Below are 24,858 nucleotides of genomic sequence, written 5' to 3'. Positions count from 1 at the left end.
CAGGCTCATGTCACGGCAAAATACCGGCATCAGCCGCCTTCGGCGGCTGGCTTGCGGTCGGAGAGAACGATCAGTGAATGGCAGCCGAAGTAGGCGCATTAATCTTTGTCGACCAGATACCGACATAGGTTCCGATCAACCTCACGGCCAGGTCATCTGCCGTGTGATAACCGTCATGAAAGAATTCGAGAGCCGCTGCGACGAGAGTACTCGAAGCCTCGTCATCTGGCGCCACCTCATAGAAGCTATACCATTGCAATACAGCTTCAGCGAGTATTCGGCATTCACTTCCTTTGGGAGCGCGATGAGGCATGGCAGTCTCCTCCGAGTCCTATGGAGCAGGATGTAGCGGACCATCCTATCAAATCAAGAAGCGGGGAGCCTCCGTCATCGCGCGGACAGAAATTCCTCGACCGTCATGATCTCGGATTGAACGGAAAACCGGCGCTCCAGCAGCGTGAGCGCTGCATCATGCGCATCGTCATCGCCACTGCAGACGGCGTCTCTTAAAACGATGATTCCATATCCAAGCTCGATTGCACCCAGGGCTGCGGCCAACACGCAGACATCCGTTTCACCGCCGCTGATCACCAGGGTATCGATACCTTCCTGAGCCAGATTTCGGTGAAGGCGGCCATCGGTCCAGGGCGAATAAGTGAGCTTGTCGAAGATGCGGGCCGGCGGAACGAAACGCTGCAGCGGATCGATAAGCAGCATCAACTCGTGGGGAAGCCGACTGGCGGTCATCATCTCCCATTTCTCGTAGTAATCTTGCCATTTCCCCGGCATGGCGTCCGCCCGGGTCGGTGGAATGAAGCGGGTAAAGAGCGTACGTTCGGGAAATCGCCCGGCGACCTCGACCACCTGCTCCAGGGTGCGCGCCATCCAGGGCACATGCCAGGGCGTTTGTTCGAAGAACATGCGTTGCATATCGATGCAAAGATGCAGCCAGGTCCTCATCCGGATACCGTTTTATCGATCCGCGGCGAACGTGCTTCAGCCGCGATACTTGCCCTCGTTCATGTCTCGCGTATCGTAATTGAGATCCCAATCCTTCTCTGGCTCGGTCTTTCCGGGCGGCTTTTTGTTCATGGTTGCATCGTCCGATCCCGTAATGACCTTCGGCTTGGCGCTTGCCACACCGTTATTGCGGCTGCTTTTCACCAGCCGTCGGGTTTGGCCCTTTGCGTCTTGAGCAGGATCGCCCCTGCTCCTTTCACCGGGATTGTTCGATTTAGGCATGGCGCTGTTCCCATTTTCTCCGATATCGGATCCTGCGCCGAACAGCCGACATGCGGCAATGTTCCCAGAACACCGGAATTTGTCGATCACATCAGGAAATGATGTGGATCGCGCGACCGCTCACGCAGGCGGGAACCTTGGGGCGCCGCCGATGTTGGGATGCGGACACGTAGATCGCAGAGGAAGAACGACAATGCCAGCGTCTGACAACGGTAAATACAATGCATTGACCGTGTACATTATCCTGATCGTGGTGGTGGCGTGTGCGCTGGTAATCGGCGGCATAGCCTTTTATGACGGCGAACCTCAAAGGCCAGGCCAGACGTCCCCGCATGCTCTCGATCAAACTCAATGAAAGCCGAGTCTTCGTTCAAGGCAACTCCGCGTCTAGAACCCGAGGCCGTCTATTGATCGGCTGGCTTGTCGTCAACGCGTGACTCCAAAAACAAATCCGATGGCCGCGGCCGCCAAGAGCGAAGCGATCGGCCTTTCGCGAATTCGCCGCTCGACTGCAAAGGCTGCAAGTTTGTTGTTCGATTGTTCTTGAGGGCCGAACCGGTCCGCCTCAGGGCCGATGCCGCCAGCGACGGCGGTATGCGTCAGGGAAGCAGGATCCGAGGCTGGAAACGTATCCTCAAGCGCTTTGTCCAGTTCGTTTGCCGGCCTGCTTCTTTGCTGCTTCTGCTCCTTTCGCAAGGATTGAACCGCTGGTGACTGATTTTGCTCGGGCATTTTTCGCTCCGTTAACAACAGATCAAATCGGAATATGCTCAGTGAATGCAGGCCGCCGGTTAAAAGGCTCCCACCTGACGCAACGGCGATTCGGAAGATTTGTTCCAACAGCTCGATCGCGCCACCGGATCTCCCTATATACGGCGAATGGCAAGTCCGTTTGCTGAGATCCGATGTAGCGCGACAACACACCGTTCCTCATGGCGGGAGTAAGGGCATGCGCCGCTACCATCATCTTGTCGAAGGCATTCTCCAGCCGGAGGAGATCGATCGGCTGCAACGGATTTTCGACGTCGTGATCGCTCAACCATGGTTCGATTTGAATGATTTCAACCGCGAGGCCTTTGCCCTGGAGCTTATCAAGCTTTATCGTAGTGGCGTGGTCGATTTCACCAATCTTCATCAGCTCGGCGCTTTAACGGCCATTGCTTCTTTCAGCCGGGACATGCCGGAGGAAGAACGCCAAGCTCTCAATCTTTTATACCGCGCACGCTGATTGGAAGGTGGCTCGAAGCTGACGGAAGACACGCCGGGCTCAGCGCAGTGCCCTTTTCGCAACGCTCCGCCTTCCGGCTTCAGCGCGGATAATCAGCGGCCGACTTGCGTGGGAAGGATTGTGTCGACGGACACCTCGCCCTCCAGCACGCCCCGTTTCAAATCGGTTCGGCCGCGAGCGATCTCGATCACGGTGTAAAGCTTGTCATCGCGAAACGCACTCGCGTTACTGGTGGTCACATCTTCGGCAGGGGCGGCATCGACCTCCATAAAGTCGAGCTCCCTGCCCGTCGCCACGATGCGCGCGTCGCCCGAACTTCTGGCCGCCACGATGATCGTACCCTGATTGGGAGCATTGTCCCAGCGTGGATCGTCCGGGGCAGCGATGGGTTCCAGGCGATAGATATTCAGTGTCTCCGCACCGTCGGCTGCTGAGGAGAGCGCCGCCGCATCCCGCAACTGAGCCTTGCTCTCGACGGATCGCCCGAAGGTGGTTCGGCTGGTTGCATTGTTGACATCGTCAGTTCCCGTTCGCGAAACATTCGACATGGTGTTCTCCTTTTTCTTTCCCGCCTCTGTTTTCTAACTGCCTCGCAATCGAATTGGTTCCTGAATCTCCCGGTTTATGGCCATGATGAAGGAGGCCGCGAGAGATCGATGAGGGAGTAAAGATCCGCGCCAAGCCACGACGCTTGCAGACTTGGCCTGTGCGCCGGAGATAGCTGCCAGAGCGCAAATGTATTGGGCGAGTGCTCAAACTTTAGCTTCGGCGCCATTCGCAACGGATGTCACAGCTTCGAGGTTGTCGGTGTGACAACGAATGCCGGAACGAATTGCGGCTCCTGCCGCGCGGAAATCAGAGGGATCATCGATGGATGTCTTGCCGCCGCAGCGGAGTGACATGCCACGACAGCCGGCCTCCCTCCCCAGAAATTTGACGACCTGAAACATGATTGAGGTCGCGGTGCGGCCCGTCTTTCGGCATGATCGGCTGGAGATATAGACAGGTCCTGCTCCGAACGATCAATGATTTTCATTCCGCTTCCATTCGTCGTCGCCATTTTGCTCGTCATTCTCCTCGGCGTCGTCCGGAGCCGCGACGATAGCCCCTCGCCCAATCTTCCTTTCCAGGCGCTCATTCTTCTGAGCGCCTTTCAGTCCGTACTGTCCGGATTGCGCTGGGGTTATGCCGTTTTGCCTGTCATGTACGCCATGCCGGTCGCAGCTGCGATGGTGCCGCCACTTGCTTATCTCGGGATCTCCAGGCTGGCGCGCAAAAGCCCTCTATCGCCAATTCAGCAGATCTGCCTGCATGGTCTTCCGGCGGGGCTTATTGTCGTGCTGGTCGCGATATGGCGCGACGCGATCGATATCGGGATCATCCTTATCGATATCGGCTATGCTGCAGCAATCCTGCTTCTCATGCGCTCGGGCACGGACGCCCTTCGTCTTGCACCTTTCGAAAATGCCGGCCCGACCTACCGGGCCATCCTCTTTGCCGCAGGCGCGCTTCTGCTCTCGGCAGGGGTGGATACGTTCATTTGGCTGGATCTTGCCTGGGCCGACGGCACCTATGCGCTAAAGGTCATTAGCTTCGGAAATCTCATCGGACTGGCTATCCTGGCCATGGCTGCTGCAGCCGCCAGCCGCAGCCATGCGCCCGCCGAAAAGATGGAGAACGTTCGCCCGCCCGAATTCCTTGAAGACGCACAGACGCTTGGGGCGGTGCAGGCCTTGATGAAAGACAGGCACGCCTATCGCGATGTCGATCTCAATCTCGATCGGCTGGCGCGCAAGCTTGCGATTCCCGCCCGGCAAATTTCCGCAGCCATCAACCGGGCGACCGGCAAGAATGTCTCGCAATATGTCAACGAGCACCGGATCGCCGAGGCCTGCCTGCTGCTCGCCGAAACGGAAAAGCCGGTGACGGAAATCATGTTCGACGTCGGTTTTCAGACCAAATCGAACTTCAATCGCGAGTTCCGGCGCGTTACCGATACGACGCCGCTCGAATGGCGCGACCGGTCGCGCAGCCCTTCCAGCTGATTTCGGCCACATGCGAGGCTGACTGAATCGCGATCGAGCACGGCCCGGAACGTGTTAGAGGTCTCCGTTTCCTCGTCGGATAGCCATGCTCTTCCTCATGAGCACCGTCACCGATCACGACCAGAGACTTGCCGCCACGCTGACCTCCCTCTCCCTGGAGCGGCGGCACATAACACAGGATCCGCCCCACGCCACAAGGCGGCGGACCATTCCTCTCCTGAGCCTGGCATTGGTTGCGGCCACTAGCCTGATCATCGTCATCTATCGTCCCAGCATATTCCATCCGTCGGGAACGCCTCTCTCTTCCATACCGACCTTGCGGAGCGAGCCACACGCGACGGAAACCTCCCGCGTTGAAGAAACGAAAGACCGGGACCACAAGCAGTACGCTTTGAATACAAGGACCAACGCAGTCGGCGAAATAACGGGTGCCGGGATTGTCGTTGCTCCGCGCAGCACGACTGTTTTCTCCAAATATGAGGCCAGAATTACCGATGTCGCCGTCGAGCTCGGCGACCGGGTCGAAGCCGGGCAGGTTCTTATCACACTCGATGATGCGGTCGCGCACATCGCGCTGGAAAAGGCTGAAGCCGCGCGCGCCGCTGCCGATCTGACGGTCAAGGCGCGTGACATCGATCTCGTGCAGGCGCGTGCATCGCTGGGCCGCCTCGAGAGCCTTGCCAGCCGCGATGCGGCCTCGCGGCAGCAACTGGAAGAATCGAGAACGGCCTTTGCCCGTGCATCCAACGCCGTGGCGCAAGCCCGGCAGGATTTAGCCACGGCCGAGCTCGGTGTTCGATCCGCCGAAGAGCCCCTGACGGAACTGATGGTCCGCGCGCCCTTTGCCGGCACGGTGACACGGCTCAACGCCCATGTCGGCGACACCGTGCTTGCCCGTGCCGACAGCGTGCGCGAAAACCAGAGCCTGCTTGCCATCACCGATACCGCCAGCATGACGCTCGACGCCGACGTGGCAGAAACCAATATCGCGTCCCTCAGACCGGGCCTGCGGGGCGAAGCCGTGCTCGACGGGTTTCCCGATCGAGCCTTTGCAGTCGAGGTGCTGCGGCTCGCGCCCATTGCCTCGGTCGAAAAGGGCACGATCACGGTTCGCCTTTCCCTCATCGATCCGCCGGAAGGCATTCGGCCGAACATGGCCGCCCGCATCCGTATCCCCCTTGCAGACACGATCGCCAAGAATGGAGACAGCAAGCCATGACCCAGGGCGCCTATATCGAGCTTAAAGAGGTGCGAAAGGCCTATCGTATCGGCAAGGAGGATATCTCCATCTTCTCGGGGCTCGACCTTGCCATTCCGCAAGGCGATTTCGTCGCCATCATGGGGCCGTCCGGATCGGGGAAATCCACACTCCTCAACATGCTGGCCGGCATCGACAGGCCGGATGCAGGAAGTGTAAGCATCGGCGACCATCGGCTCGACTGGATGGGCGAACGAGCACTGTCGTCCTGGCGAGCGCACAATATCGGCATCGTCTTCCAGTTCTACAATCTGCTGCCGATGCTGACCGCGGCAGAGAATGTCGAGCTGCCGCTCCTCCTGAAGCCCCTGAGCGCAAAGGAGCGGCGTGACCGGGTCGGCAAGGTCCTCGATCTCGTCGGGCTTGCCGGCAGGGAAAAGCAGTATCCCTCTTCCATGTCGGGTGGGCAGCAGCAGCGCGTCGGCATTGCGCGCGCCATTGTTTCCGATCCCGGCCTGCTGCTCTGCGACGAGCCGACCGGCGATCTCGATCGGGCCTCCGCCGACGATGTGCTGCAGATGCTCAACTTCCTCAATCGCGAACTGGGAAAGACCATTATTTTGGTGACCCACGACCCGCGAGCCGCAGGCTCGGCCAGACGGACGCTGCATCTCGACAAGGGACAATTCATCGAAGCGGAAAAGGCAGCCTGATGACCTTCCTCGACCTCGCCCGAAAGAATGCTTGGCGAAAGCCGCTGCGCACTACTCTGCTCATTGTCTGCATCGCCGTCGCCTTTCTCATCCACGGGCTAACCGCCAGCTTCCTTGCCGGCTCGCAGGGCGTGTCGGCCGCGAGCGACAATATTCTCGGCGTCATGAGTGCCAGCGGGCGCGGGCAGCCATTGCCGATGGCCCACCGCGCCCGCATTGCGGCCGATCCCGATGTCGCAGCGGTCGCTTACGTGACGCGCCTGCGCGGCTTCGTCGATGTCGAAAAGAATATCGTGCCAATCAGCGCCGTCGATCCGGCGTTGCTGATGGAAACCAACGGTCGGGAACTCGGCCTTACGCCCGATCTGCTCGAGGCGATCGGTCAAGGCCGCGACCGGGTCCTGGTCGGACGGGCGCTCGCTGAAGCCGAAGGCTGGTCTGTTGGCCAAAACATCACCGTCACCGCCTTTCAGGTGGCGAAGCAGGACGGCGGCCGCGACTGGCGCTTCGTGATCGCGGGGATCTTCGAGGGCGAAAGCGCCAGCACCGACACCTACTTCACCATCGCCCGTTACGATTACGTCAATGCCGCCCGCGCAAAAGACAAGGACACCGTGGATGCTTTCATCATCAAGCCGCGCGACGGCATTTCGCCGGGCGTTCTGGCTGCCCATATCGACGCGCTCTTCGTCAACTCCGCGGCGCCCACGCGCACTCAGTCCGAAAAGCAGTTTCTCGAAGCCTTCCTGCGCCAGTATGCCGATATCGGCCTCATCGTCGATCTGGTCACAGGGGCTGCCTTCGTCACGCTGCTGATGATCGTCATCAACACCATGGTCTTCGCCGTGCGCGAGCGGTCATTCGAAATCGCCGTCCTGAAAACGCTGGGCATCTCACGCATGACGATCCTCACCCTCGTCCTCGGCGAAACACTGTTCATGTTCATCATCGGCGGAGCCATCGGGCTGGCCTTGGCCAGAGCCGGAGCGATATTTGCCGGCCCATCGCTCGGTCTTGTCTTCTCTGCGGTCGTGCTGCTGCATGCAACGGCGATCGTGCTTGTTCTTGGACTTGCAACCGGCCTCGTGCCGGCCGTCAACGCCATGCGAACCCCCATCATGAAAGCCTTCCGAACGAGGTGACCGATATGTCCATCCAAATCAGACAGATCATCGTTGCGACAAGAACCACGCTCGGCAGCATGAAGCGGCGCCTGGCGATTTCGCTCTCCATGGCATTGTCTGTATCGCTCGTCGTCGTCGTGCTCATAGGCTTCCTAGCAACGGCGAGCGGCTTCGAGAAGGCCTTGAGCGGCGCAGGCTCACCGCTGGTCGCCGTCGTGCTCGGCGGCGGCACGAACCAGGAGACCGGCTCCGATATATCAGCCGATGCGATCCGCAACCTCAAGGCCAGTGGCGACGATATCGGCGTTCTTCGGGATTCGGCCGGAAATCTTGTTGTATCCCGCGAACTCGTGATCCCCGTCGATGTCACCAGCAAAGGAAGTTCGAGGACCCTTGCCCTGCGTGGCATGGATGGCAGCGGTCTTTCGATCCGGAATGGTATCGCCCTTTCGCAGGGGAGGTTGTTCGCGCCCGGCGCCAGAGAGATTGTCGTCGGAGCAGGTATCGCCCGCGATTATCCCGGCTTCAGCCTCGGCGCCAAGGTGCGGCTCGGCACCGTGGACTGGACCGTGGTCGGACACTTCACTGCCAATGGCAGCGCATTCGAATCCGAAATCTGGGGCGATATCGATGCGGCGCATGCCGCCTTCGACCGGCAGGGCGAAGTGCAAAGCCTGCGATTGCCGCTTGTCAATCCATCCTCCCTTGCCAAGTTGAACGCCAGGCTGGCGACGATTACGGAGACGCCGCTGACGGCAGTTTCCGAGGCTGGACTTTATGCATCACAGGCTGGGTGCATGGCCGATCTCATACGCCTGTTCGGCTGGCCCATCGCCTTGCTGATGGCGATCGGGGCAACCGCCGGGGCACTCAATACGATGATGAGCTCCATCTCCGACAGAACGGTCGAGATCGCGACCATGCGTGCACTCGGCTTCAGCCGCCTATCCGCTTTTCTCGCAACCTGGTTGGAGGCCGCCCTCTTGGCTGCGGCCGGTGCAGCTGTCGGTGTCTTGGCATCGCGGCTTGTCTTCGAAGGGTGGCGCGCCAGCACCATAGGGGCCAATGATGCCAGCATGGCTTTTCAGCTTACCGTCACGCCGCAAGTCATGCTGACCGGCGGTATGCTTGGTCTTTCAATCGGACTCCTTGGTGGCGCGCTTCCGGCACTGGCCGCCAGCCGGCTGCCGCTGATCGCTGCCTTGAGAGCCCGTGGGTAGGCTAATTGCCCAGGAGCGTGAGTTCTCAGACCATCAACCTCGCCGCGACCATCATGCCTTTAACCAGTTTTTAATCATCAAGTTGAAGCGACACCTATCCTCGGATAAGGAAGAGCATCGCCCCTATCGTTCCATGGATAGCAAATTGATAATGGAAAATTTGCTTCGTTTGCTTGAATTCATGGAGGAGTATACCGATCGCGTTCTTCCGGTCGCGTTGCTGTTGCTCGCCGCCGAGGTCATCTTTCCGAAGTCTCGCTATAGCTATGTATCGAAACTTCGCGGCATGATCTTCTGCGTGACAAACATCCTCATAACCAAGGCAAGCCTGACCCTCTTCTACTGGTTTTGGGCTGGCATCGGCATAAAGCCGTTGTTTACCATCGACCTGACATTCCTCTCGAGATTTTCGAACGCGTGGCCGCTGCATCTGTTGGGTGCCATCGCTGCTTCCTTTCTCGTTCTGCAGGTCAGCGAGTTCTTCTACTATTGGTTCCACCGGCTCCAGCATAGCAACAGGTTCTTCTGGCGTTTCCACGCCGAGCATCATTCGCTAGAGGAAATGAGTGCCTTCAACAGCAACCACCATTTCAGCGAGGAGATCTTCAGGATCCCGTTCCTGATCATTCCCGTCTCGCTGCTTTTCGATTTCAAGCAGGACTATGTTCCCTGGATCTGGGTGTTCTTCCTTCGCTGGCAAGGTTATTTCGAGCATAGCTCGACGCGTCTGAACCTGGGTTGGGTCCGCTACATCTTTCCCGACAACCGGTTTCACCGCATTCATCATTCGATCGAACGACGGCATTTCAACCGGAATTTCGGCAGTGGCTCCGCCATCTGGGACATTCTGTTCGGGACGGCCTACTATCCGAAAACCCAGGAATGGCCTGATGTCGGCCTACCCAATATCCGCGAGCCACAGAACTTGACCGAGTTTCTCATTCGGCCCTTTCGACGTGGCAGACACAGCTAAAACGCGATCGTTTTGGCCTCAATCTCATTCGAATTTGGGCCTTATGGCCAGTCTGAAAGTGGGGCATCGTTAGAATTTTAGGCAAACCGAAAAGCAGTCCTCAAGACAATCACTCTACCTTGGGTTTGTCCGGCCGAACCGTGTTCGGCGGCACCATGACAGTGCCAAGGCATCCTCCCCAGCCGGGTTTCGCCTCAGACGTTTGCACTTTTGAACGGGGAGTCCCTGAAGGGACAAAGTGCTCAATGCCTCTCCCAGTATTTCTTCGCCGCCGCGCAGCAATGGCGGTACGCGTGCACGACACCTTATGCACGTTCATTGACGGAACGATCGTCGCCCGGGCAGATAATTGGCGCCCGCTTCGCGATGGCGACGATGCACGCCGCGCCCTCGGTCATACCTCATATCGCGGCGAATTGGTGCCGGTTTACGATTTGGCCGCCCAAATGGGCAACAGGCCCTCACGGAGCTGCGAACTCGCCATCGTCAAGATGACTGGGGGCTACGTGGCATTCCTGATCGACGAATTCATCGGCAACACCTCGGCAGCGAGCGAAGCCATTAACCTTTCGCAGCTCGAGATTTTCGGCCAAACCGCGTAGCTGTATAGTAACGTTTTACCGCGCCAAAGAACGCAGCTTCACTCGCTGTGCTATGTTTGGGCGGTCGTGCTTCTGTTATTTCGTCTTATGCCCGCGTTTCGCCGATGGCTTGATCGGCTCTGCTTCCGGCCGCGCCAATCGAAGCGCGCGGAGCTTCTCGGTCTTTTTCTCGCGATCGGCATTTTCGGCGGCGGTGATCTGCCTCGCCGCCGTATCCGTCGTCGATGCCTTGTCTTGAAGAGTTTGCCTACTCTGTTTGAAAAACTTCTCTTTTGTGGCGGCCATGATGTCTCCTGACGAATGATAAGAGGGTACGGTCAGCCCGACCGCGCAACCTTCTTTTTGGACGAGGAAAGAAGCCCTTCGCGCTGTGCATGTTTGCGGGCAAGTTTACGACTGCGGTGGATCGCATCGGCTTTTTCGCGAACCCGCAGCGCCTGATCGACGTTGTTGTCCCTGACGTCTACTTGCAAGGTAGCTCCTTCAATTACCGCTTTCTCAGGGTGATCATCGTCGCATTGATCCAGCTGGAAGACTTTGATTCAGCTGCGAAGCCAATATTCCGGGCTTTTGATGTGGACGCTTCAACGTCAATATCCAGCTGGACTACGCGGCGTTCAAAATTCTCGCCTTCGAACTGGACGCGATATTGCGTGGCGCCATCGGCTTCAGGCAGGCGCGACACAATTCTTCCTGCTCCAGAAGGACCGAAATTTCCAAAAGTGCCACGCTTTAAAACGATCGTGTCACCAATCTGGTAGCGCGGATTCTGCATACCGTTCTCCCATGGCCAAAATAAAAGGCCGGGCGTTACCCCGACCTCTCAACATCATCCATGCGCACTGCCAGTACATCCGTGGTCAGCGCGCGTGAATGACAAATTTACGCCGCCTGAAGATTATCGGCTGAGCTCTTGCCGGACCTGCTGTCCTGCACGATGTCATAGCGAATTTTCTGTCCATCAGTTAGCGAACGCATCCCGGCTCGCTCGACGGCCGAAGCATGCACGAAAACGTCCGTGCTGCCATTATCGGGTTGAATGAAGCCGAAGCCCTTGGTGGAGTTAAACCACTTAACTGTACCAGTGTTCATAACGATTTCCTTTCATAGCAATCGTTGTTGCTCCCGCGATACCTTGCAGGGTTAGATCGATTTTTTGAGAGGGAATCCGAGGAAGGGCACAGGCCCTTGAGCGACGTCACAAGCAATGGTCGATAAGTCCAAACTAGGCTCTATTTCAGATTTTGCAATGAAAACTTTAGAAATATTACCTCAGCGGCATTTCGGACTGCAAGTCAAACGAACGACCGCAAGATTGCTCGGTGGGACAAAGAACCGAGTGGAATCAAGCCAATCCCGTCCATTTCTCTGTTATCAGAGGATCTCGAACAGGTCGTATTTTACGCCACCCGGAAAGCGGCTACCCTTTCCAACACAAACGATCGCATTGATCCAATCATGTGCAGGCGAAGCGGTTTCGAAATAGGGAGTTGTCCGAAGATAATATTCCGAAGGGTCGACAGCTTCGCCGCGTCCCAAGCGCTCGGAAACTTCGACCGATGCGTGGCGAACGCCACGATAGGTCATCAGAATGTACGCGCCATCCTCAACCTCGAGCAGAACCCGCACATCCTGCTGGAATGTTCCGTCCTGCCGAGTGACCAGCAGGTCCGATCCGATCAGTGGTGAGACCTTGCCCTTGAGACGCTCTCCTTCAAAACGGCCGCCAGAGACCGGAAAGATACGGCGAACGCCCGCGGGACATGGTCCTATATCGATCGTTGGATGAAGTTCGAGATACAGCGTAAACAGAGGGCGCGATTGCAGTTCCATGAGAGGCTCTCCATGTATGGAGAGCGTGATCGCCTCCACTTCTGGGGCGCATTAAACTGCTATAATATCGGTGCGCAAAACGGGTATTCCTTACTATTATCATAAGTGAAACTACATATGCGCCCTTCACTCGACGCTCTGAAAGTCCTTGAGATCTGTGTCGCCTCCGGAAGCTTCGCCCGTGCAGCCGAGCGTTTGTTTCTCACCCCTACGGCAGTGAGCCTGCGCATTCGCACCCTTGAGGAGGAACTAGGTGAGCCCCTTTTCATTCGGCGAGGACCGCGTGTGGTGCCTACTCCGAAGGCTATGCTGCTTGCGAAGGGTGTGCGGCGCGGCTTGGACGAAATCGACGCCGCATTGGCGGCTTTCGGAGCGGCATCTCCTCCCTTGCGGGTGACCGCGCCTCCCACCCTCGCAAGCCGCTGGCTTGCGCCGCGCCTTTCCGGCTATCTGCGCTGCGAGATCGAACTCGATGTTTCGACCGAAATTCGTAATCCGTCAGATTTCGACGTTGCCATCCGCACTGGCGCCGGCGACTGGCCGGGTCTGCGGGCCTTTCGACTATTTCCCGTACAACTAACGCCGCTTCTGGCTCCATCGCTTGCCGCAGCGCTGGAACCTCTCACACCGGAGATGCTTGCAACTCTGCCACTGTTGCCGCATCCAGACTGGGAAAGATGGTTTGTGAGCGCAATCGGTCGCGTTCCGCCGGGGTTGAGGTTCGCTCGCGTGGAATATCCGAACCATGAGCTAAATGTAAATGCCGCCTGCGCGGGTGAAGGCGTTGCGCTCGTGCCGCCCGGCTTCTTCGAGCCCATCGTCAAATCAGGCGTGCTGATCGCGCCCTTCGACGAGACGCTTGACGGCCCCGACTGGCACTTCGCACTCATCCGTGATGATGACGGGAGATCAGGGCCTAAAGAATTCTGCGACTGGCTTTACGAGCAGAGTCGCATGATATCAGCGGCACTTGATACACCCGACGCCTGGGCGGATGCTTGAACGCAATCAAAAACTTCCGACCGGTCTGGTTCGGAGTGTGGCTGAGTTCGGGCATACCTGTCGCTGTACCACTGCATCATCCGGTATTGTCGGAAATATTTTCTCCATAATCCGGTTAATTTGGCAGCCCTAACAATCGCCAGGGTCGCCGTTACCAGATATTGTCGATCAAGGTACTAGACAATCGGATTTTGACGGACATAGATTTAGCGGATGAACACCCAGCGGAAAAATAACGGCGATCATAGGCTTGATCTCCACCGGAACGTTGACGGCTTTCCCATGGGTGTGGAACTGATAAATGCGATATGATCCCAACATATCCCGGTCGCGCTGGCCGCTCCCATTTCGTCAGCAATCATGGGAGACTTTGATCGGTCTGATATCCGTCATCCTCCTGGTCGGGATTATATGTGCCAACCTGCCTAGCACTTGGACCGCAGAGCGAAACACATCGGTGGCCTCTTCGAACCAGGCTCGACATTGACAGATTGAGATCGCTCCACTGCTCACGCGAAGCGATCGAAAACCTTTATTGGTTCGACCTGCCTCATCGCGTAGTGGCTTCTGGCAGTTGCGAAGGTGAGAGCTGTATTGGCTCAATCCCTGCCTTGCATCACCGCACCCAGCCCTGAATGCGACGAATCCCCCATATTCCCTTATCGAAGCCACGCGCGTAGGGCTTTGGTCTGATGTTCACTGCGACCCATGTCCCAAATCCACATGACTGAAGCCCAAGGAAAGGAACAGACTGCGGCGAAGCTCTGTTTTACCGACAGCTCCGTCAACGACGGACGAATAGAAGGTGAAAGGAGATTCTGATGAAAACGAAGGTACTTAGTGTTGCGGCACTCGCGCTTGGCCTCACCGCCGGATGTGCTTTTGCCCAATCTTCGACCGTCACCGGCGCCGCAGGTGGCGCGGTTACCGGAGCCGTAGTTGGTGGCCCGGTTGGAGCCGCCGTGGGCGGTGTCGCTGGCGCCATTGTCGGCACGGCCATCGATCCGCCGCCGCAGAAGGTGGTCACCTACGTACGCGAACAGCCCCTGCCCGAAGAAGAAACTGTTGTCCGCGAGCGTGTGGTCGTCGGCCGACCCTTGCCGGAAACGATCGTCGTGCGAACCGTTCCGCAAAATCCGAAATATGCCTATGCGATCGTCAACCACGAACGCGTGATTGTCGAGCCTTCCTCGCGCAAGGTTATCAAGATTCTGAACTAACGATCGTGGAGAGCGGGAAGCCGCTCTCCACCCCTCATTCCGCCTGGCTTGGCCATATCATACTGATCGCAAGGAGAGAGTGGCCGGCCTCCGATTTTCCCGAAATCCCGAACTTCCTGGCACTGGCTTCCGCACGCGGTCATTCCGCGGCCTACCCCCGTCGCGCACCATATTCTGTACCTGGTCATACAGATCGTGCGGCAAATTGCCTATCGCCGGATCGGGCAGCGTCTGGGGCGGAAGACCCGACCCGGCGATAGAGCCGGTGGGCGGACCGGCTAGCGAATGGCGCCCGCTGGCGCCAAACTCATAAATCGAAGCAGAAAGGCCGCCGCAATGCGCGCCTATCGATCCCGAAGTTCACAAAGCAATGCTAAGGCAGCGCCTCAATCGTCGGTTGGCTGCGTGCTCTCAGATTGTGTTGCGGTTTCGGATTTCCTTTCCAGCGCATCACGAACTTCCGCGATTTTTCCTGTATTTGTTCCAACGCCGAGGATGCTCTTTGCTTCCGCGAGCGTCTGGTTCGTCACCGGCTTGTTAGACAACTGCGCCAGCGCCGAACGCAAGGCGCTGTCGCTGAGGGCCGGGTCCGTCGGCACTGCCGTCGTTCCATATTGGATTTCGAATTCCGCATATGCCTTCACATAAGCGGAAAGCGCCGCCATCTTCGGATCTTTCGAGTTCAGGTAGGCGCGATAGTCCCGCTTGAGCGAGCTCAGGCTACCTGCACCGGGCTTTGAGACATGGCTCTTCGAACTTGCACTATGGGCTTTGGAGTGTTTATCCGCATGATGCCCCAGCACCGACGATGAAGTGCCCTGTGCAGCCGCCGCATTCGTCGAAGGGCTGCTTGTATCGTCGCCCCCGGACTTTTCATGGCCGGAGTTTCCTTCACCATGGCCGCCGCCGTTACCATCGCCATGACCGCCGCCGTTTCCGCCCTTGGCGAATGCCGTCTGTACGAAACCGACAGTAGCTCCTCCGATGGGCGCAAGGGCAAGCACCAGGCCGAGGCTTGTCGCACCAATGATGGAATGGATTTTCATGTGCACTTCCTTCGTAACATGCCCGTCGCCTATGGCAGCGGCCATATCCAGCAAATCATGCGCACTAGAATATTGCCGAAATCCCAGCTTTCTATCCCGCTCCGACCTATGCCTTGAGGGTTAGGACCATAGTCTGATTGATCCAACCCTTTGGTCGCTTAAATTGCAGGCGCCAGACGGCAGTACCCCGCTCGGGACTACGCGGCCGGTGTCGACGACCCAACAGTTGACACTCCATTCTGCTGGGATAGCTATAGAGGGTTGGGAGATCAGTGCCGATTATGCCAGTGCCGCGAGCGAATCATAAATACAAACTCTCTCCAGCAAGTCTTATCGAACGCTGGAACTCCCAATCCCTGGCCAGGCAGTTCCTGCTCGCCGGTGGCTTCGTCGCTCTTTGTGCTATGCTCGTTGTCGGGTCCATCGTTGCCAATCTGATCGAGAATGCAGTGACGCGTAATTCCGCGGCGACGACAGCCCTCTATGTCGACAGCGTCATCGCCCCGCTCCTGCCCGATATGCAAACCACTCAGGCTCTTGACGATACGGTGACGCGCGCCCTTGATGAGACCCTGGGCCAAGGTGCGCTTGGCACACGGCTGTTTTCCTTCCGGCTTTGGCGCGACGACGGGACAATCCTCTATTCCAATAACAAGGATCTTTCCGGCAAGCGATTTCCGCTCTCGGACAGTCTCAAGACGGCCTTTTCGGGCCAAATGGTCGCCAAATTCAACCGGATCGACGATGTGGAGAGCGTGGCTGAACGCAATAGCGGCAAACCGCTTCTGGAAATCTACAATCCGGTGCTTCAACCTTGGTCGGGCAAGGTCGTGGCCGTCTCCGAATTCTACGAGGTTGCCAATGATTTCGAAGGGAGCCTAACGCAGGCCCGCCTGCTGAGCTGGCTTGTCGTTGCCGTGTTCACGCTGACATTCTTTGCTCTTCTATCGATCATCGTCCTGCGCGGCAGCCGCACCATCGACAGTCAGCGCATGGCGCTCAACGGCCGCATCGGCGAATTGTCGGCGCTTCTTCAACAGAACGAGGCGTTACGCGCGCGCGTTCAACGCGCGACCCAGCGCGCCGCCGCGCTGAACGAGAGCTATTTGCGCCGTATCGGTGCCGACCTGCATGACGGTCCCGCCCAATTGGTCGCTTATGCCTCCTTGCGGCTGGACAGCCAGACCCTCATCAGCCCCACCGTCTCGCCAGAGGAGCGCGAAGCGTCGCTGGAGACAATCAAATCCAGCCTTGATGACGCCATGGCCGAAATCCGGAGCGTCTGTAGCGGCCTGATGCTGCCGCACATCGAGACGGACAATTTGACCGATCTCTTAAAACGGGCAATCCGTGCCCACGAACAGCGCACCGGCGTCACCGTCGCGCTTCTCGTCGGGGCAGCGCCGACAGATCTTTCGACCTCCGCAAAAATATGCGTCTATCGCTTTGTGCAGGAGGCCTTGAACAATGGCTATCGTCACGCCGGCGGAATAGGGCAAAGGGTCGTGCAATCCTTCAAAGACGGCCAGGTCGTGATCGAGGTTGCCGATGAGGGACCGGGATTTGATCCGAAAGAGGTCGGCGCGCAGAAGCTTGGTCTTGCCGGCCTCAGAGATCGGGTCGAAAGCCTTGGCGGCACGTTCCAGCTTTTGTCGTCGGACCGGGGCACCATCGTCCGCATGTCCCTGAACATCGAGGAAATGGAGCAGACATGACAGCAGCAATCACTTTGGCGGTCGTAGACGACCACCCCCTCTTCAGGGAGGGCGTTATCCGCAGCCTGACCGAAATGGATGGATTTAGCATCGTCGGCGAAGGCAGCAGCAAGGAGGACGCGTTGCGCATAGCGGTGCAGCAGCGCCCGGACATCCTGTTGCTCGACATTTCCATGCCGGGAGGAGGACTGGATGCCCTCTCCCTTATCCTCGACCAGATACCCGATCAGAAAATCGTTATGCTGACAGTCTCCGAGGCAAGCGACGATGTGATGACGGCGCTCAAGAGCGGCGCGAAGGGCTATGTTCTGAAAGGCGTCGGATCACGGACGCTCGCCGATATCCTTCGCGGTATCGCTGCCGGTGACAGCTATGTCGCACCGACGCTATCGGCGCGTCTGATTTCCGAAAACGGAACCGGTTCCCGGGCCAATCCTTTCAGCGCATTGACGGATCGCGAGCGGGAAGTATTGGAACTGGCTTCTGCTGGATTGAGCAATAAACATATTGGGCTGAAGCTCGATCTGCATGAAAAGACCATCAAGCATCACATGACCCAAATCTTCGCCAAACTGGAGGTGAGCAATAGAACGGAAGCTGCGATGGCATTCCGGGATGAACTCGAAAAGCGGCGTCAGTGAAGGAGTGATTTGAGCCGCTGCTCGTCGGCAGTTGTCGCATTGCGATTGACGATGGTGCGGCCCTTTGAATCCTTCATCACATAACGTCCGCTCTGTATATTTTCGCTCATACCATCCTTGTGTTGAACGCTAATCGAGCCGCCGCCATCATCGGTGGACTGGTCGGAATCGACCTGGCTTTGGGTAGCGCTCTTGGTTGCGGACGATCGGCCATTAGCATTGCCGTTTCCGTTGTTGCCATTCCCGTTTCCATTGTTACCGCTGCCGCTTCCACCTCCATTGCCGCTGTTGCCACCGCCGTTCCCATTGCCTCCCCCGTTACCGTTGCCTCCCCCATTGCCGTTTCCGCCGCCGTTGCCGCCACCATTACCATTGCCACCTTTGGCCTCGGCCATTTGCTGGGCGAATATCGCGGAAGCACCGTGAATTTTGACAGTGTAGGGAAGTGCCGTGTTGACCAAGGTCAGCATCAGGCATGGTAAAGCAGCAATAAGCTTTCGACGTAATAACACCTAAAGCCTCCTGAGGCTCCAACGACGAGCGCCCAACGTTCCATGGGCTCGAAGCGCCTCGGCTATCGCCGATTGGCAAGGGTCCGATCCATATCAAATCGCCGCTACATCGCGAAGGGTCAAGTCCTATCCCACGGATAAGTACAGCATTTGGACTTCAGCAATCCACGTCATGACCTTTCGCCGTGGCAGCGTCAGACCAAGGTCGGAGAAAGCGCCGGACCGAAGCCCAATTGCATGATCGCGTTATTGAAACCGACTTCAGCTTGTCAATATGACTGCGGGCACGCCGAAGCCTCGCCGGCACAAGATAAGCCGGTCGAGAGCCAACAGCGTCTCTGTAAGAGCGGCACGCCACACGACGTCGTCCGTGCAATCATCCGACAAGAGAGGGTAATGCGATGACCCAACACTGGAGGATCTATCTGGCTCGGGGCATACCGCCGGGGGCAATATTGGATTTCTCGGCAGCCGAATTCGCGCTCCAGGTTGCGATCAATTTGCGGTATTGCCTGAATCTCGTCCGGCCGACGTCCGACTGCATCGAATTGGTCGAACTCGTGTTGCTGCGTGCCAGAAATTACGGCGAGGCCAGAATGGGCCATAGCCCACAGTCGTTCGCAGAGGCAGAGGAAGCGCTTGCCAATGCAACGAGACTGCTCGAGATTGAACTTGAATATTGCGCGAAACGGGGCACGAGGGACAGCTGCGATCAAGCAGCCTAAATCTTCGTCATGTTATCCGGCAGCATAACAACAGGAAAATTGTGCTGATCGTGAGGTTGGAGGCGACCAATGACGCTACGCGCGGCATCTATCGGCTATGACTTTGTCGCAGAAAGCTAGCGACGGCACTGGCCCATAGCTCCTGCGGCGGCGCATACCTCAAGGGTATGCGCGCGAAAGGAAGGTTTAGTTGCCGCGAGCTCCCTTGACGGCGAACGGAATATGCGAGCGGGAAATACCGAGATCACGAAGAACATGATCGTCCAGGGCGGAAAGCTCGCGCATTGCTCTGCGCTGTTCGCTAAAGCGCTTAATCTTCTCTAATACCTTCATTTTTGCCATCTCCTTTGTTTTCGCGCAAGAGATAGGCATTTACCCGCCTAAATAAAATGCACATGCCTGCAGGATAGCCATGCTGCTTTTGCAAGGCTCATCACAACGGCAGCGGCCAACGTGCCCGTACGCCACGAATTAAGGAACCTGTCTCACATTGGGGAGCAATTGATGGCGCGCTGCTACGACATCGCCGCCTGTCGTCGCTATGCGGCCTTATGCCCTGACGCCAGTATGGCCTTGTCGCGGGCTCATGCGTCTTTCCATTTGGAAAATGTCGCAGCCTGCCCGCGCAAATTGCCTTCGCGATCCACGAGCTGCCAGACGATACCCTCCTCAATCCAGAACCGCCGTCCTGATTTTGCAATCCTCAGGCCGCGATAGTCGGAGATGAAACCGTTGCGCGTCACCGCATCCAGCAGTTGCTGACGCTCCGCACGGTTGGGAAGCTCCGCTGAAAGTCGCGAGGGAAGCGTCACGAACTCATCCCAGGGATATTCGAAGCAATTCTGAGCAGCCTTGTTGGCGTAGACGAAACGCGGATCGGCATCCGTGTTGTGGGCAAGGACCACGAAAGGTGCCTCATTATAGAGCCAGGGAGGCCCTGCTTGCGGATTGACGAGTGGACGGCCGACAATGCGTTGAAAACTGCCGGTCAGAAGTTCGAAAAATGCTTCGTCAACCGATAAATCGACGACATTGCTTTCAGGCCCGTCAGTCATCCGTTTTCTTCCCGCAATCATGGCGTCGACCGAAGCGATACCTATCAAATCGCGATAAATATCAAAAGCAGGGCAAGCGGGAAGACACGAGCATCCGTTATCAACCTTTCCGCGAAACTATAGTTTCGGAGGAGATAACTGATGGAAGTGCGTGCCACCAACCACGTTGGGACCGCTCGCCGGCTGCATCGTCCGTTGCATGACGTAAAGCCACTCCGTCGCAATCTGCCGGCCAGTATCTTATCGTTTGCTTTTTATAATTGATTGACCGGTCGGTTTATGCAAGAGTTGCACGGTCGTCATGGGAAGGGCGACGGGGAGGAAACATGTCTGAATCCGGCACCGTTCTGTCGGCGTTTGCCGACGGCGTCTTGACGCTTACGCTCAATCGACCCGACAAACTCAATTCCTTCAACGAAGACATGCATCTTGCGCTGCGCGCCGGCTTCGAGCGCGCGCATCGGGATGTAGATGTCCGCGCAGTTCTGTTGTCGGGCGCCGGCCGCGGCTTCTCGGCCGGCCAGGACCTTGGCGATCGCGACCCGCGCAGCGGCACCCCCGATCTCGGTCATACGATCGAGATCTTCTACAATCCGCTGCTCCGCCTCATCCGCAGCCTGGAAAAGCCGGTGATCTGCGCTGTCAATGGTGTGGCAGCGGGCGCCGGCGCCAATATCGCCTTTGCCTGCGATATCACGCTTGCCGCCCGTTCGGCCCGCTTCATCCAGGCTTTCGCGAAGATCGGCCTCGTGCCGGATTCCGGCGGCACCTGGAACCTGCCTCGGCTTATCGGCGAAGCCCGCGCCAAGGCACTGGCGCTGACGGCCGAACCGCTCGATGCGGAAACAGCCGCCAGCTGGGGCCTGATCTGGCGCGCGGTGGACGACGATAAGCTGATGGATGAGGCGACGGCGCTTGCCACCAGGCTCGCTGCCGGCCCGACGAAAGGCCTCGGCCTGACGAAGCGCGCCATTCAGGCGGCGGCGACGAATTCACTCGACCAGCAGCTCGATTTTGAGCGCGACCTGCAGCGCGAAGCCGGCCGCAGCGCCGACTATGCCGAGGGCGTCACTGCCTTCCTGGAAAAACGCAAGCCGGAGTTCAAGGGCAAATGAGCGCCGCGGAGAGCCTTTCGCCGCAGGCGCTCGCGGAAGCCTGCGCGAGAGCCATGTGGGACGAAGACAACGCCACGCGCCATCTCGGCATGGAGCTTGTGTCCGCCGCGCCCGGCGAAGCGACCATCGCCATGACCGTTGCAGCGACCATGACCAACGGTCACGGCACCTGTCATGGCGGCTACATCTTCACGCTCGCCGACTCCGCCTTCGCGTTCGCCTGCAATAGCTACAACCAGCGCACCGTCGCCCAGCACTGTTCGGTGAGCTTTATTGCGCCGGCTTTTAATGGTGACCGGCTAACGGCGACGGCGCGGGAGGTGTCGCGCCGAGGACGAGGCGGCATCTACGATGTCGCGATTACCAATCAGCATGGCGAGCAGATTGCGGAATTCCGCGGCCACTCGCGAACGGTCAAGGGCGCACTTTTGCCGGAATAGCATTCGCGCGCCGGAAGTACCGGCTTTTCTGGAGGAGACATTGATGGAAAACCTTTCGCCGCGTGCGGGTGAGCTTGAAGCAATCGAAATCGCCTCCCGCGAGGAGATTTCCGTGCTGCAGCTCGAGCGCATGAAATGGACGCTCACCCATGCCTATGAGAACTCACCCTTCTATCACAAGAGTTTCGACGAGTTGGGCGTGCATCCCTCCGATCTCAAGACTTTGTCTGATATCGCCAAATTTCCTTTCACAACCAAGAAAGATCTTCGCGACACCTATCCTTTCGGCATGTTCGCCGTGCCGCGCGAAAGGCTTGCCCGTATCCACGCGTCCTCCGGTACGACGGGCAAGCCGACCGTCGTCGGCTATACCGCCAGGGACGTTGATACCTGGGCAAGCCTCGTTGCCCGCTCGATCCGAGCCTCCGGCGGCCGGGCGGGTGATCTGGTGCATATCGCCTACGGCTATGGCCTGTTCACCGGCGGCCTCGGCGCGCATTACGGCGCGGAGAAACTCGGTTGCACCGTCGTACCGGTCTCCGGCGGCATGACAGAACGGCAGGTGGCGCTGATACAGGATTTCAAGCCGCGCATCATCATGGTGACGCCTTCCTATATGCTCTCGATCCTCGACGAATTCCGCCGCCAGGGCCTCGACCCACGAGAAAGTTCGCTCGCCGTCGGCATCTTCGGCGCCGAACCATGGACCAATGCCATGCGCGAGGAAATCGAGCACGCCTTCGATATGCACGCCGTCGACATTTACGGCCTCTCGGAGGTCATGGGTCCGGGCGTCGCCAGCGAATGCGTCGAGAGCAAGGATGGGCTGCACATCTGGGAAGATCATTTCTATCCGGAGATCATCGATCCGGTCACCGGCGCGGCATTGCCAGATGGCGAGATCGGCGAGCTGGTCCTCACGACGTTGACCAAGGAAGGCCTGCCGATCATCCGTTACCGCACGCGCGACCTGACACGGCTGCTGCCCGGCACCGCCCGCACCATGCGCCGCATGGAAAAGATAACGGGCCGCTCCGATGACATGATGATCCTGCGCGGCGTTAACGTCTTTCCGACGCAGATCGAGGAGCAGATCCTCAAATGCCGCGGGCTCGCGCCGCACTTCCAGATCGAACTGACACGCTCCGGCCGCATGGACGACATGACCGTTCATGTGGAGTGCACGCTGGAGGCGGTGGACGAAACGGCGCGAAATGTTTCGGCAAGGGAACTTACCCACCACATCAAGAACATCGTCGGTGTCACCACGAAGGTCATGGTGCACTCTCCAGGCGGCGTTGCGCGATCGGAAGGCAAGGCCAAACGCATCGTGGACAACCGTCCGAAAGAATGATCGGCATCGGGTGGGATAGCCTGGCAAGCATTTGATTGTATATGGGAAGGATCGGCCACCAGGTACGATCAGATCAATCGGGAATGAGCAAAGCAGGATCATATGGCACGCACGCGCGCAGTTGATTTCGAGGAAAAGCAGCGTGGCATCCTGGCGAGTGCCGCGGCTGTTTTCGCCGAGGTGGGCATGGAAAAGGCGTCCATGTCGATGATCGCGTCACATGGCAACGTCTCGAAAGCCCTGCTCTACCACTACTATCCCGGCAAGGACGCGCTGATCTTCGACATCGTGCAAACGCATCTGATGGAGCTGGAAAGCGCGATCGAAACGGCAGATCGCACCGATGTTACACCGCAAGAGCGGCTGCGTCTGCTGGTGAAGGCCGTGCTGAAAAACTATGAGGGCGCCGACAACGAACATAAGGTGCAGCTCAACGGCACGCATGCCCTGTCGCAGGAGCAGCTGGCGGAATTGAGGACGATCGAGCGGCGCATCGTCCGGCGTTTCTCCATCGTCATCGAGGATCTCAACCCGGATCTCAACAAGGACAAGCCATTGCTGATGCCGGTCACCATGTCGCTCTTCGGTATGATGAACTGGGTCTATATGTGGTTCAGGCCCAACGGGCCAATCACACGCGACGAATATGCCGACATTGCCACCACCCTCATCCTCGAAGGGGTCAAGGCCGTCCGTTGAGACGCGCTGACGCGGTCGTTCAATCGCCGAGCTTCATCCGTTCGAGGACAAGCGGATCATATTCCGGCGCGCGGATGCGGCGGCGATCCGGCTCAGGTGCCGTCAGCGGCTCGACGGCCACCAGCTTCTCCTTCGCCTCCAGCGCCAACCGTTGATAGATGGCGGTGCCCTGGCGCTTCCAGGCGATCTCTTCCGGCGTCAACTCACGAACCACGCGAGCCGGTGCTCCAACGGCAAGACTGTTTGCCGGGATTTCGGCTCCGGCCTTGACGAAGGCCATGGCCGCAACGATGGCGTTTTCGCCGATGACGGCTTCGTCCATGACGACGGCATTCATGCCGACCATGGCATTGGCGCCGATGCGGCAACCATGCAGCACAGCGCCATGGCCGATGTGCCCCGCCTCGCCGATCGTCACTTCCAGATTCGGGAAACTGTGGACGACGCAAGTCTCCTGTACATTCGAGCCACGCTCCAGCACGATGCGCCCGAAATCGCCGCGCAACACCGCGCCCGGCCCGACATAGCAGGCGGGGCCAATGATAACGTCTCCGATGACGGTCGCGGCCGGATGCACGAAGGCAGAGGGATCGATGACCGGGATCACGCCGTCATAGGAATAGATCTGCGCCATTCAGTCGGCTCCCAAACCTTCCACATCGCGACCGGTTTCGGCCACCGCTTCCATCCGTTGCGCGAACTCGCGACGCAAGGTGCGGCGAAGCTGGGCGGCCTTGTGCCGTCGGATATCAACCGGCGTGACTGGCACCAGTTCCGGCACGCGAACCGGGCGGCCGACTTCATCGACGGCGACCATGGTGAAATAACAGGAGTTCGTGTGGCGGCGCTGGCCGGAGCGAATATTCTCCGCCTCCACCCGGATGCCGACTTCCATGGAGGTACGGCCCGTATCATTGATCGAGGCGCGGAAGGTGACGAGCTCGCCGACATTGATCGGCTCCTTGAACAGCACCTGATCTACCGACAGCGTTACCGCATATTGCTTGGAATAGCGCGACGCACAAGAGAAGGCGACGCGGTCGAGCAGGTTCAAAAGTGCGCCGCCATGAACCTTGCCGCTGAAATTCGCCATGTCAGGCGTCATCAGCACTGTCATTTCCAGGCGATGCGGGTCTTGCTCGGTCGTCGTCATGCG

The 24,858-nt window shown here is 58.3% G+C and carries 32 protein-coding genes and 1 pseudogene; 17 read left to right on the top strand and 16 right to left on the bottom strand.

What is annotated here, in order from left to right; all coding sequences use genetic code 11:
• Positions 1–70: 70 nt before the first annotated feature.
• From FHT73_RS13655 to FHT73_RS13640, 4 genes are all read right to left on the bottom strand, one after another.
• On the bottom strand, positions 71–313 hold the full coding sequence (locus tag FHT73_RS13655) for a hypothetical protein (RefSeq protein WP_210290344.1): 243 nt from the start codon (positions 311–313) through the stop codon (positions 71–73).
• 74 nt (positions 314–387) lie between these two features.
• Entirely contained in the window at positions 388–960 is a 573-nt protein-coding gene (locus FHT73_RS13650; RefSeq protein ID WP_112603276.1) for a cysteine hydrolase, read from the bottom strand.
• A gap of 36 nt (positions 961–996) precedes the next feature.
• Positions 997–1,242 (bottom strand): hypothetical protein, encoded by a 246-nt coding sequence (locus tag FHT73_RS13645; protein ID WP_112603274.1) that lies wholly within the window; start codon positions 1,240–1,242, stop codon positions 997–999.
• 426 nt (positions 1,243–1,668) lie between these two features.
• Positions 1,669–1,974 carry a hypothetical protein gene (locus tag FHT73_RS13640; protein ID WP_112603272.1) on the bottom strand — a complete coding sequence of 102 codons (306 nt, stop codon included), beginning with the start codon at positions 1,972–1,974 and terminating at the stop codon, positions 1,669–1,671.
• Between the two features lie 217 nt (positions 1,975–2,191).
• Here FHT73_RS13640 and FHT73_RS13635 point away from each other — a divergent pair, with 217 nt between their 5' ends.
• Positions 2,192–2,470: a hypothetical protein gene (locus FHT73_RS13635; protein WP_112603270.1), complete on the top strand. Its 279-nt coding sequence runs from the start codon at positions 2,192–2,194 to the stop codon at positions 2,468–2,470.
• Between the two features lie 92 nt (positions 2,471–2,562).
• Here the strand turns inward: FHT73_RS13635 and FHT73_RS13630 are convergent, their stop codons facing one another.
• The gene (locus FHT73_RS13630; RefSeq protein WP_183712267.1) at positions 2,563–3,018 is read right to left on the bottom strand and encodes a hypothetical protein; all 456 of its coding nucleotides are present in this window, start codon (positions 3,016–3,018) and stop codon (positions 2,563–2,565) included.
• Between the two features lie 222 nt (positions 3,019–3,240).
• On the opposite strand from FHT73_RS13630, the pseudogene FHT73_RS13625 reads away from it, so the two are divergent.
• The 8 genes and pseudogenes from FHT73_RS13625 to FHT73_RS13590 form a co-directional block, all read left to right on the top strand.
• A pseudogene (locus tag FHT73_RS13625) lies at positions 3,241–3,369 on the top strand ((2Fe-2S)-binding protein); the annotation flags it as partial.
• Positions 3,370–3,495: 126 nt separating this feature from the next.
• A complete protein-coding gene (locus tag FHT73_RS13620) occupies positions 3,496–4,515 on the top strand; it encodes an AraC family transcriptional regulator (protein ID WP_183712265.1) in 1,020 nt (339 codons plus the stop codon).
• Positions 4,516–4,612: 97 nt separating this feature from the next.
• A complete protein-coding gene (locus FHT73_RS13615; protein WP_183712263.1) occupies positions 4,613–5,734 on the top strand; it encodes an efflux RND transporter periplasmic adaptor subunit in 1,122 nt (373 codons plus the stop codon).
• Complete coding sequence (locus tag FHT73_RS13610) at positions 5,731–6,426, top strand: ABC transporter ATP-binding protein (protein ID WP_183712261.1); 696 nt, start codon at positions 5,731–5,733, stop codon at positions 6,424–6,426. Before FHT73_RS13615 ends, FHT73_RS13610 begins: the two co-directional genes overlap by 4 nt.
• The gene (locus FHT73_RS13605; protein WP_183712259.1) at positions 6,426–7,568 is read left to right on the top strand and encodes an ABC transporter permease; all 1,143 of its coding nucleotides are present in this window, start codon (positions 6,426–6,428) and stop codon (positions 7,566–7,568) included. Before FHT73_RS13610 ends, FHT73_RS13605 begins: the two co-directional genes overlap by 1 nt.
• A 5-nt stretch (positions 7,569–7,573) precedes the next feature.
• Positions 7,574–8,770 (top strand): ABC transporter permease, encoded by a 1,197-nt coding sequence (locus FHT73_RS13600; protein ID WP_183712258.1) that lies wholly within the window; start codon positions 7,574–7,576, stop codon positions 8,768–8,770.
• 151 nt (positions 8,771–8,921) lie between these two features.
• A complete protein-coding gene (locus FHT73_RS13595; RefSeq protein WP_183712256.1) occupies positions 8,922–9,743 on the top strand; it encodes a sterol desaturase family protein in 822 nt (273 codons plus the stop codon).
• A gap of 293 nt (positions 9,744–10,036) precedes the next feature.
• Positions 10,037–10,345 carry a chemotaxis protein CheW gene (locus FHT73_RS13590; protein WP_312861342.1) on the top strand — a complete coding sequence of 103 codons (309 nt, stop codon included), beginning with the start codon at positions 10,037–10,039 and terminating at the stop codon, positions 10,343–10,345.
• Positions 10,346–10,420: 75 nt separating this feature from the next.
• On the opposite strand, the gene FHT73_RS13585 is transcribed toward FHT73_RS13590, so the two are convergent.
• The 5 genes from FHT73_RS13585 to FHT73_RS13565 form a co-directional block, all read right to left on the bottom strand.
• Positions 10,421–10,630 carry a hypothetical protein gene (locus tag FHT73_RS13585; RefSeq protein ID WP_112336992.1) on the bottom strand — a complete coding sequence of 70 codons (210 nt, stop codon included), beginning with the start codon at positions 10,628–10,630 and terminating at the stop codon, positions 10,421–10,423.
• 32 nt (positions 10,631–10,662) lie between these two features.
• The gene (locus FHT73_RS13580) at positions 10,663–10,818 is read right to left on the bottom strand and encodes a hypothetical protein (protein ID WP_183712254.1); all 156 of its coding nucleotides are present in this window, start codon (positions 10,816–10,818) and stop codon (positions 10,663–10,665) included.
• A 14-nt stretch (positions 10,819–10,832) separates the two neighbouring features.
• Positions 10,833–11,120 (bottom strand): cold-shock protein, encoded by a 288-nt coding sequence (locus FHT73_RS13575; protein ID WP_183712252.1) that lies wholly within the window; start codon positions 11,118–11,120, stop codon positions 10,833–10,835.
• Between the two features lie 107 nt (positions 11,121–11,227).
• Entirely contained in the window at positions 11,228–11,437 is a 210-nt protein-coding gene (locus FHT73_RS13570) for a cold-shock protein (RefSeq protein ID WP_112336994.1), read from the bottom strand.
• Positions 11,438–11,719: 282 nt separating this feature from the next.
• Entirely contained in the window at positions 11,720–12,178 is a 459-nt protein-coding gene (locus FHT73_RS13565) for a DUF3237 domain-containing protein (protein WP_112336995.1), read from the bottom strand.
• A 117-nt stretch (positions 12,179–12,295) separates the two neighbouring features.
• On the opposite strand from FHT73_RS13565, the gene FHT73_RS13560 reads away from it, so the two are divergent.
• Both FHT73_RS13560 and FHT73_RS13555 read left to right on the top strand, forming a co-directional pair.
• A complete protein-coding gene (locus FHT73_RS13560) occupies positions 12,296–13,180 on the top strand; it encodes a LysR substrate-binding domain-containing protein (RefSeq protein ID WP_183712250.1) in 885 nt (294 codons plus the stop codon).
• An 821-nt stretch (positions 13,181–14,001) separates the two neighbouring features.
• Positions 14,002–14,400 carry a DUF1236 domain-containing protein gene (locus FHT73_RS13555; RefSeq protein ID WP_015342528.1) on the top strand — a complete coding sequence of 133 codons (399 nt, stop codon included), beginning with the start codon at positions 14,002–14,004 and terminating at the stop codon, positions 14,398–14,400.
• A 386-nt stretch (positions 14,401–14,786) separates the two neighbouring features.
• Here FHT73_RS13555 and FHT73_RS13550 read toward each other — a convergent pair whose 3' ends face one another.
• Positions 14,787–15,446: a hypothetical protein gene (locus FHT73_RS13550; RefSeq protein WP_246712114.1), complete on the bottom strand. Its 660-nt coding sequence runs from the start codon at positions 15,444–15,446 to the stop codon at positions 14,787–14,789.
• Between the two features lie 281 nt (positions 15,447–15,727).
• Between FHT73_RS13550 and FHT73_RS13545 the strand changes: the two genes are divergently transcribed.
• Positions 15,728–17,161, top strand: coding sequence for a sensor histidine kinase (locus tag FHT73_RS13545; RefSeq protein ID WP_183712246.1), 1,434 nt, complete (start codon positions 15,728–15,730; stop codon positions 17,159–17,161).
• Complete coding sequence (locus FHT73_RS13540) at positions 17,158–17,802, top strand: response regulator transcription factor (RefSeq protein ID WP_183712244.1); 645 nt, start codon at positions 17,158–17,160, stop codon at positions 17,800–17,802. The genes FHT73_RS13545 and FHT73_RS13540 overlap by 4 nt, the downstream gene beginning before the upstream one ends.
• On the opposite strand, the gene FHT73_RS13535 is transcribed toward FHT73_RS13540, so the two are convergent.
• From FHT73_RS13535 to FHT73_RS13525, 3 genes are all read right to left on the bottom strand, one after another.
• On the bottom strand, positions 17,796–18,272 hold the full coding sequence (locus FHT73_RS13535; RefSeq protein WP_183712463.1) for a hypothetical protein: 477 nt from the start codon (positions 18,270–18,272) through the stop codon (positions 17,796–17,798). The two genes, FHT73_RS13540 and FHT73_RS13535, sit on opposite strands and share 7 nt — an antisense overlap.
• 953 nt (positions 18,273–19,225) lie before the next feature.
• A complete protein-coding gene (locus tag FHT73_RS13530; protein ID WP_112337003.1) occupies positions 19,226–19,372 on the bottom strand; it encodes a DUF1127 domain-containing protein in 147 nt (48 codons plus the stop codon).
• Between the two features lie 251 nt (positions 19,373–19,623).
• Positions 19,624–20,094, bottom strand: a complete 471-nt coding sequence (locus FHT73_RS13525; RefSeq protein ID WP_183712242.1) for an MEKHLA domain-containing protein — start codon at positions 20,092–20,094, stop codon at positions 19,624–19,626.
• A gap of 326 nt (positions 20,095–20,420) precedes the next feature.
• Between FHT73_RS13525 and paaG the strand changes: the two genes are divergently transcribed.
• From paaG to FHT73_RS13505, 4 genes are all read left to right on the top strand, one after another.
• A complete protein-coding gene (gene paaG, locus FHT73_RS13520; RefSeq protein ID WP_183712240.1) occupies positions 20,421–21,209 on the top strand; it encodes a 2-(1,2-epoxy-1,2-dihydrophenyl)acetyl-CoA isomerase PaaG in 789 nt (262 codons plus the stop codon).
• Positions 21,206–21,649, top strand: coding sequence for a hydroxyphenylacetyl-CoA thioesterase PaaI (paaI, locus tag FHT73_RS13515; RefSeq protein WP_183712238.1), 444 nt, complete (start codon positions 21,206–21,208; stop codon positions 21,647–21,649). The genes paaG and paaI overlap by 4 nt, the downstream gene beginning before the upstream one ends.
• A 43-nt stretch (positions 21,650–21,692) precedes the next feature.
• Positions 21,693–23,003: a phenylacetate--CoA ligase PaaK gene (gene paaK, locus FHT73_RS13510; RefSeq protein ID WP_183712236.1), complete on the top strand. Its 1,311-nt coding sequence runs from the start codon at positions 21,693–21,695 to the stop codon at positions 23,001–23,003.
• 102 nt (positions 23,004–23,105) lie between these two features.
• Positions 23,106–23,702 carry a TetR/AcrR family transcriptional regulator gene (locus tag FHT73_RS13505; RefSeq protein ID WP_183712234.1) on the top strand — a complete coding sequence of 199 codons (597 nt, stop codon included), beginning with the start codon at positions 23,106–23,108 and terminating at the stop codon, positions 23,700–23,702.
• A 19-nt stretch (positions 23,703–23,721) separates the two neighbouring features.
• Here FHT73_RS13505 and FHT73_RS13500 read toward each other — a convergent pair whose 3' ends face one another.
• Complete coding sequence (locus FHT73_RS13500) at positions 23,722–24,336, bottom strand: transferase hexapeptide repeat family protein (protein ID WP_183712232.1); 615 nt, start codon at positions 24,334–24,336, stop codon at positions 23,722–23,724.
• On the bottom strand, positions 24,337–24,855 hold the full coding sequence (locus tag FHT73_RS13495) for an acyl-CoA thioesterase (protein ID WP_162700966.1): 519 nt from the start codon (positions 24,853–24,855) through the stop codon (positions 24,337–24,339). It abuts the gene before it with no gap.
• Between the last annotated feature and the right edge of the window lie 3 nt (positions 24,856–24,858).

Origin of the sequence: Rhizobium sp. BK098 (assembly GCF_014193155.1) — a bacterium.
In the GTDB taxonomy this organism is placed as follows: Bacteria; Pseudomonadota; Alphaproteobacteria; order Rhizobiales; family Rhizobiaceae; genus Rhizobium.
This window is presented reverse-complemented; position numbering and strand designations above follow the sequence as displayed.

Coding starts and splice junctions, on each gene's coding strand:
- FHT73_RS13500 (WP_183712232.1), bottom strand. CDS start 24,336: ATGGCGCAGATCTATTCCTATGACGGCGTGATCCCGGTCATCGATCCC.
- FHT73_RS13640 (WP_112603272.1), bottom strand. CDS start 1,974: ATGCCCGAGCAAAATCAGTCACCAGCGGTTCAATCCTTGCGAAAGGAG.
- FHT73_RS13595 (WP_183712256.1), top strand. CDS start 8,922: ATGGAAAATTTGCTTCGTTTGCTTGAATTCATGGAGGAGTATACCGAT.
- FHT73_RS13565 (WP_112336995.1), bottom strand. CDS start 12,178: ATGGAACTGCAATCGCGCCCTCTGTTTACGCTGTATCTCGAACTTCAT.
- FHT73_RS13645 (WP_112603274.1), bottom strand. CDS start 1,242: ATGCCTAAATCGAACAATCCCGGTGAAAGGAGCAGGGGCGATCCTGCT.
- FHT73_RS13575 (WP_183712252.1), bottom strand. CDS start 11,120: ATGCAGAATCCGCGCTACCAGATTGGTGACACGATCGTTTTAAAGCGT.
- paaI (WP_183712238.1), top strand. CDS start 21,206: ATGAGCGCCGCGGAGAGCCTTTCGCCGCAGGCGCTCGCGGAAGCCTGC.
- FHT73_RS13650 (WP_112603276.1), bottom strand. CDS start 960: ATGAGGACCTGGCTGCATCTTTGCATCGATATGCAACGCATGTTCTTC.
- FHT73_RS13505 (WP_183712234.1), top strand. CDS start 23,106: ATGGCACGCACGCGCGCAGTTGATTTCGAGGAAAAGCAGCGTGGCATC.
- FHT73_RS13605 (WP_183712259.1), top strand. CDS start 6,426: ATGACCTTCCTCGACCTCGCCCGAAAGAATGCTTGGCGAAAGCCGCTG.
- FHT73_RS13535 (WP_183712463.1), bottom strand. CDS start 18,272: ATGCTGACCTTGGTCAACACGGCACTTCCCTACACTGTCAAAATTCAC.
- FHT73_RS13610 (WP_183712261.1), top strand. CDS start 5,731: ATGACCCAGGGCGCCTATATCGAGCTTAAAGAGGTGCGAAAGGCCTAT.
- FHT73_RS13655 (WP_210290344.1), bottom strand. CDS start 313: ATGCCTCATCGCGCTCCCAAAGGAAGTGAATGCCGAATACTCGCTGAA.
- FHT73_RS13555 (WP_015342528.1), top strand. CDS start 14,002: ATGAAAACGAAGGTACTTAGTGTTGCGGCACTCGCGCTTGGCCTCACC.
- FHT73_RS13615 (WP_183712263.1), top strand. CDS start 4,613: ATGAGCACCGTCACCGATCACGACCAGAGACTTGCCGCCACGCTGACC.
- FHT73_RS13525 (WP_183712242.1), bottom strand. CDS start 20,094: ATGACTGACGGGCCTGAAAGCAATGTCGTCGATTTATCGGTTGACGAA.
- FHT73_RS13545 (WP_183712246.1), top strand. CDS start 15,728: ATGCCAGTGCCGCGAGCGAATCATAAATACAAACTCTCTCCAGCAAGT.
- FHT73_RS13620 (WP_183712265.1), top strand. CDS start 3,496: ATGATTTTCATTCCGCTTCCATTCGTCGTCGCCATTTTGCTCGTCATT.
- FHT73_RS13530 (WP_112337003.1), bottom strand. CDS start 19,372: ATGAAGGTATTAGAGAAGATTAAGCGCTTTAGCGAACAGCGCAGAGCA.
- FHT73_RS13550 (WP_246712114.1), bottom strand. CDS start 15,446: ATGAAAATCCATTCCATCATTGGTGCGACAAGCCTCGGCCTGGTGCTT.
- FHT73_RS13630 (WP_183712267.1), bottom strand. CDS start 3,018: ATGTCGAATGTTTCGCGAACGGGAACTGACGATGTCAACAATGCAACC.
- FHT73_RS13585 (WP_112336992.1), bottom strand. CDS start 10,630: ATGGCCGCCACAAAAGAGAAGTTTTTCAAACAGAGTAGGCAAACTCTT.
- FHT73_RS13495 (WP_162700966.1), bottom strand. CDS start 24,855: ATGACGACGACCGAGCAAGACCCGCATCGCCTGGAAATGACAGTGCTG.
- FHT73_RS13560 (WP_183712250.1), top strand. CDS start 12,296: ATGCGCCCTTCACTCGACGCTCTGAAAGTCCTTGAGATCTGTGTCGCC.
- FHT73_RS13600 (WP_183712258.1), top strand. CDS start 7,574: ATGTCCATCCAAATCAGACAGATCATCGTTGCGACAAGAACCACGCTC.
- FHT73_RS13540 (WP_183712244.1), top strand. CDS start 17,158: ATGACAGCAGCAATCACTTTGGCGGTCGTAGACGACCACCCCCTCTTC.
- FHT73_RS13570 (WP_112336994.1), bottom strand. CDS start 11,437: ATGAACACTGGTACAGTTAAGTGGTTTAACTCCACCAAGGGCTTCGGC.
- FHT73_RS13635 (WP_112603270.1), top strand. CDS start 2,192: ATGCGCCGCTACCATCATCTTGTCGAAGGCATTCTCCAGCCGGAGGAG.
- paaK (WP_183712236.1), top strand. CDS start 21,693: ATGGAAAACCTTTCGCCGCGTGCGGGTGAGCTTGAAGCAATCGAAATC.
- paaG (WP_183712240.1), top strand. CDS start 20,421: ATGTCTGAATCCGGCACCGTTCTGTCGGCGTTTGCCGACGGCGTCTTG.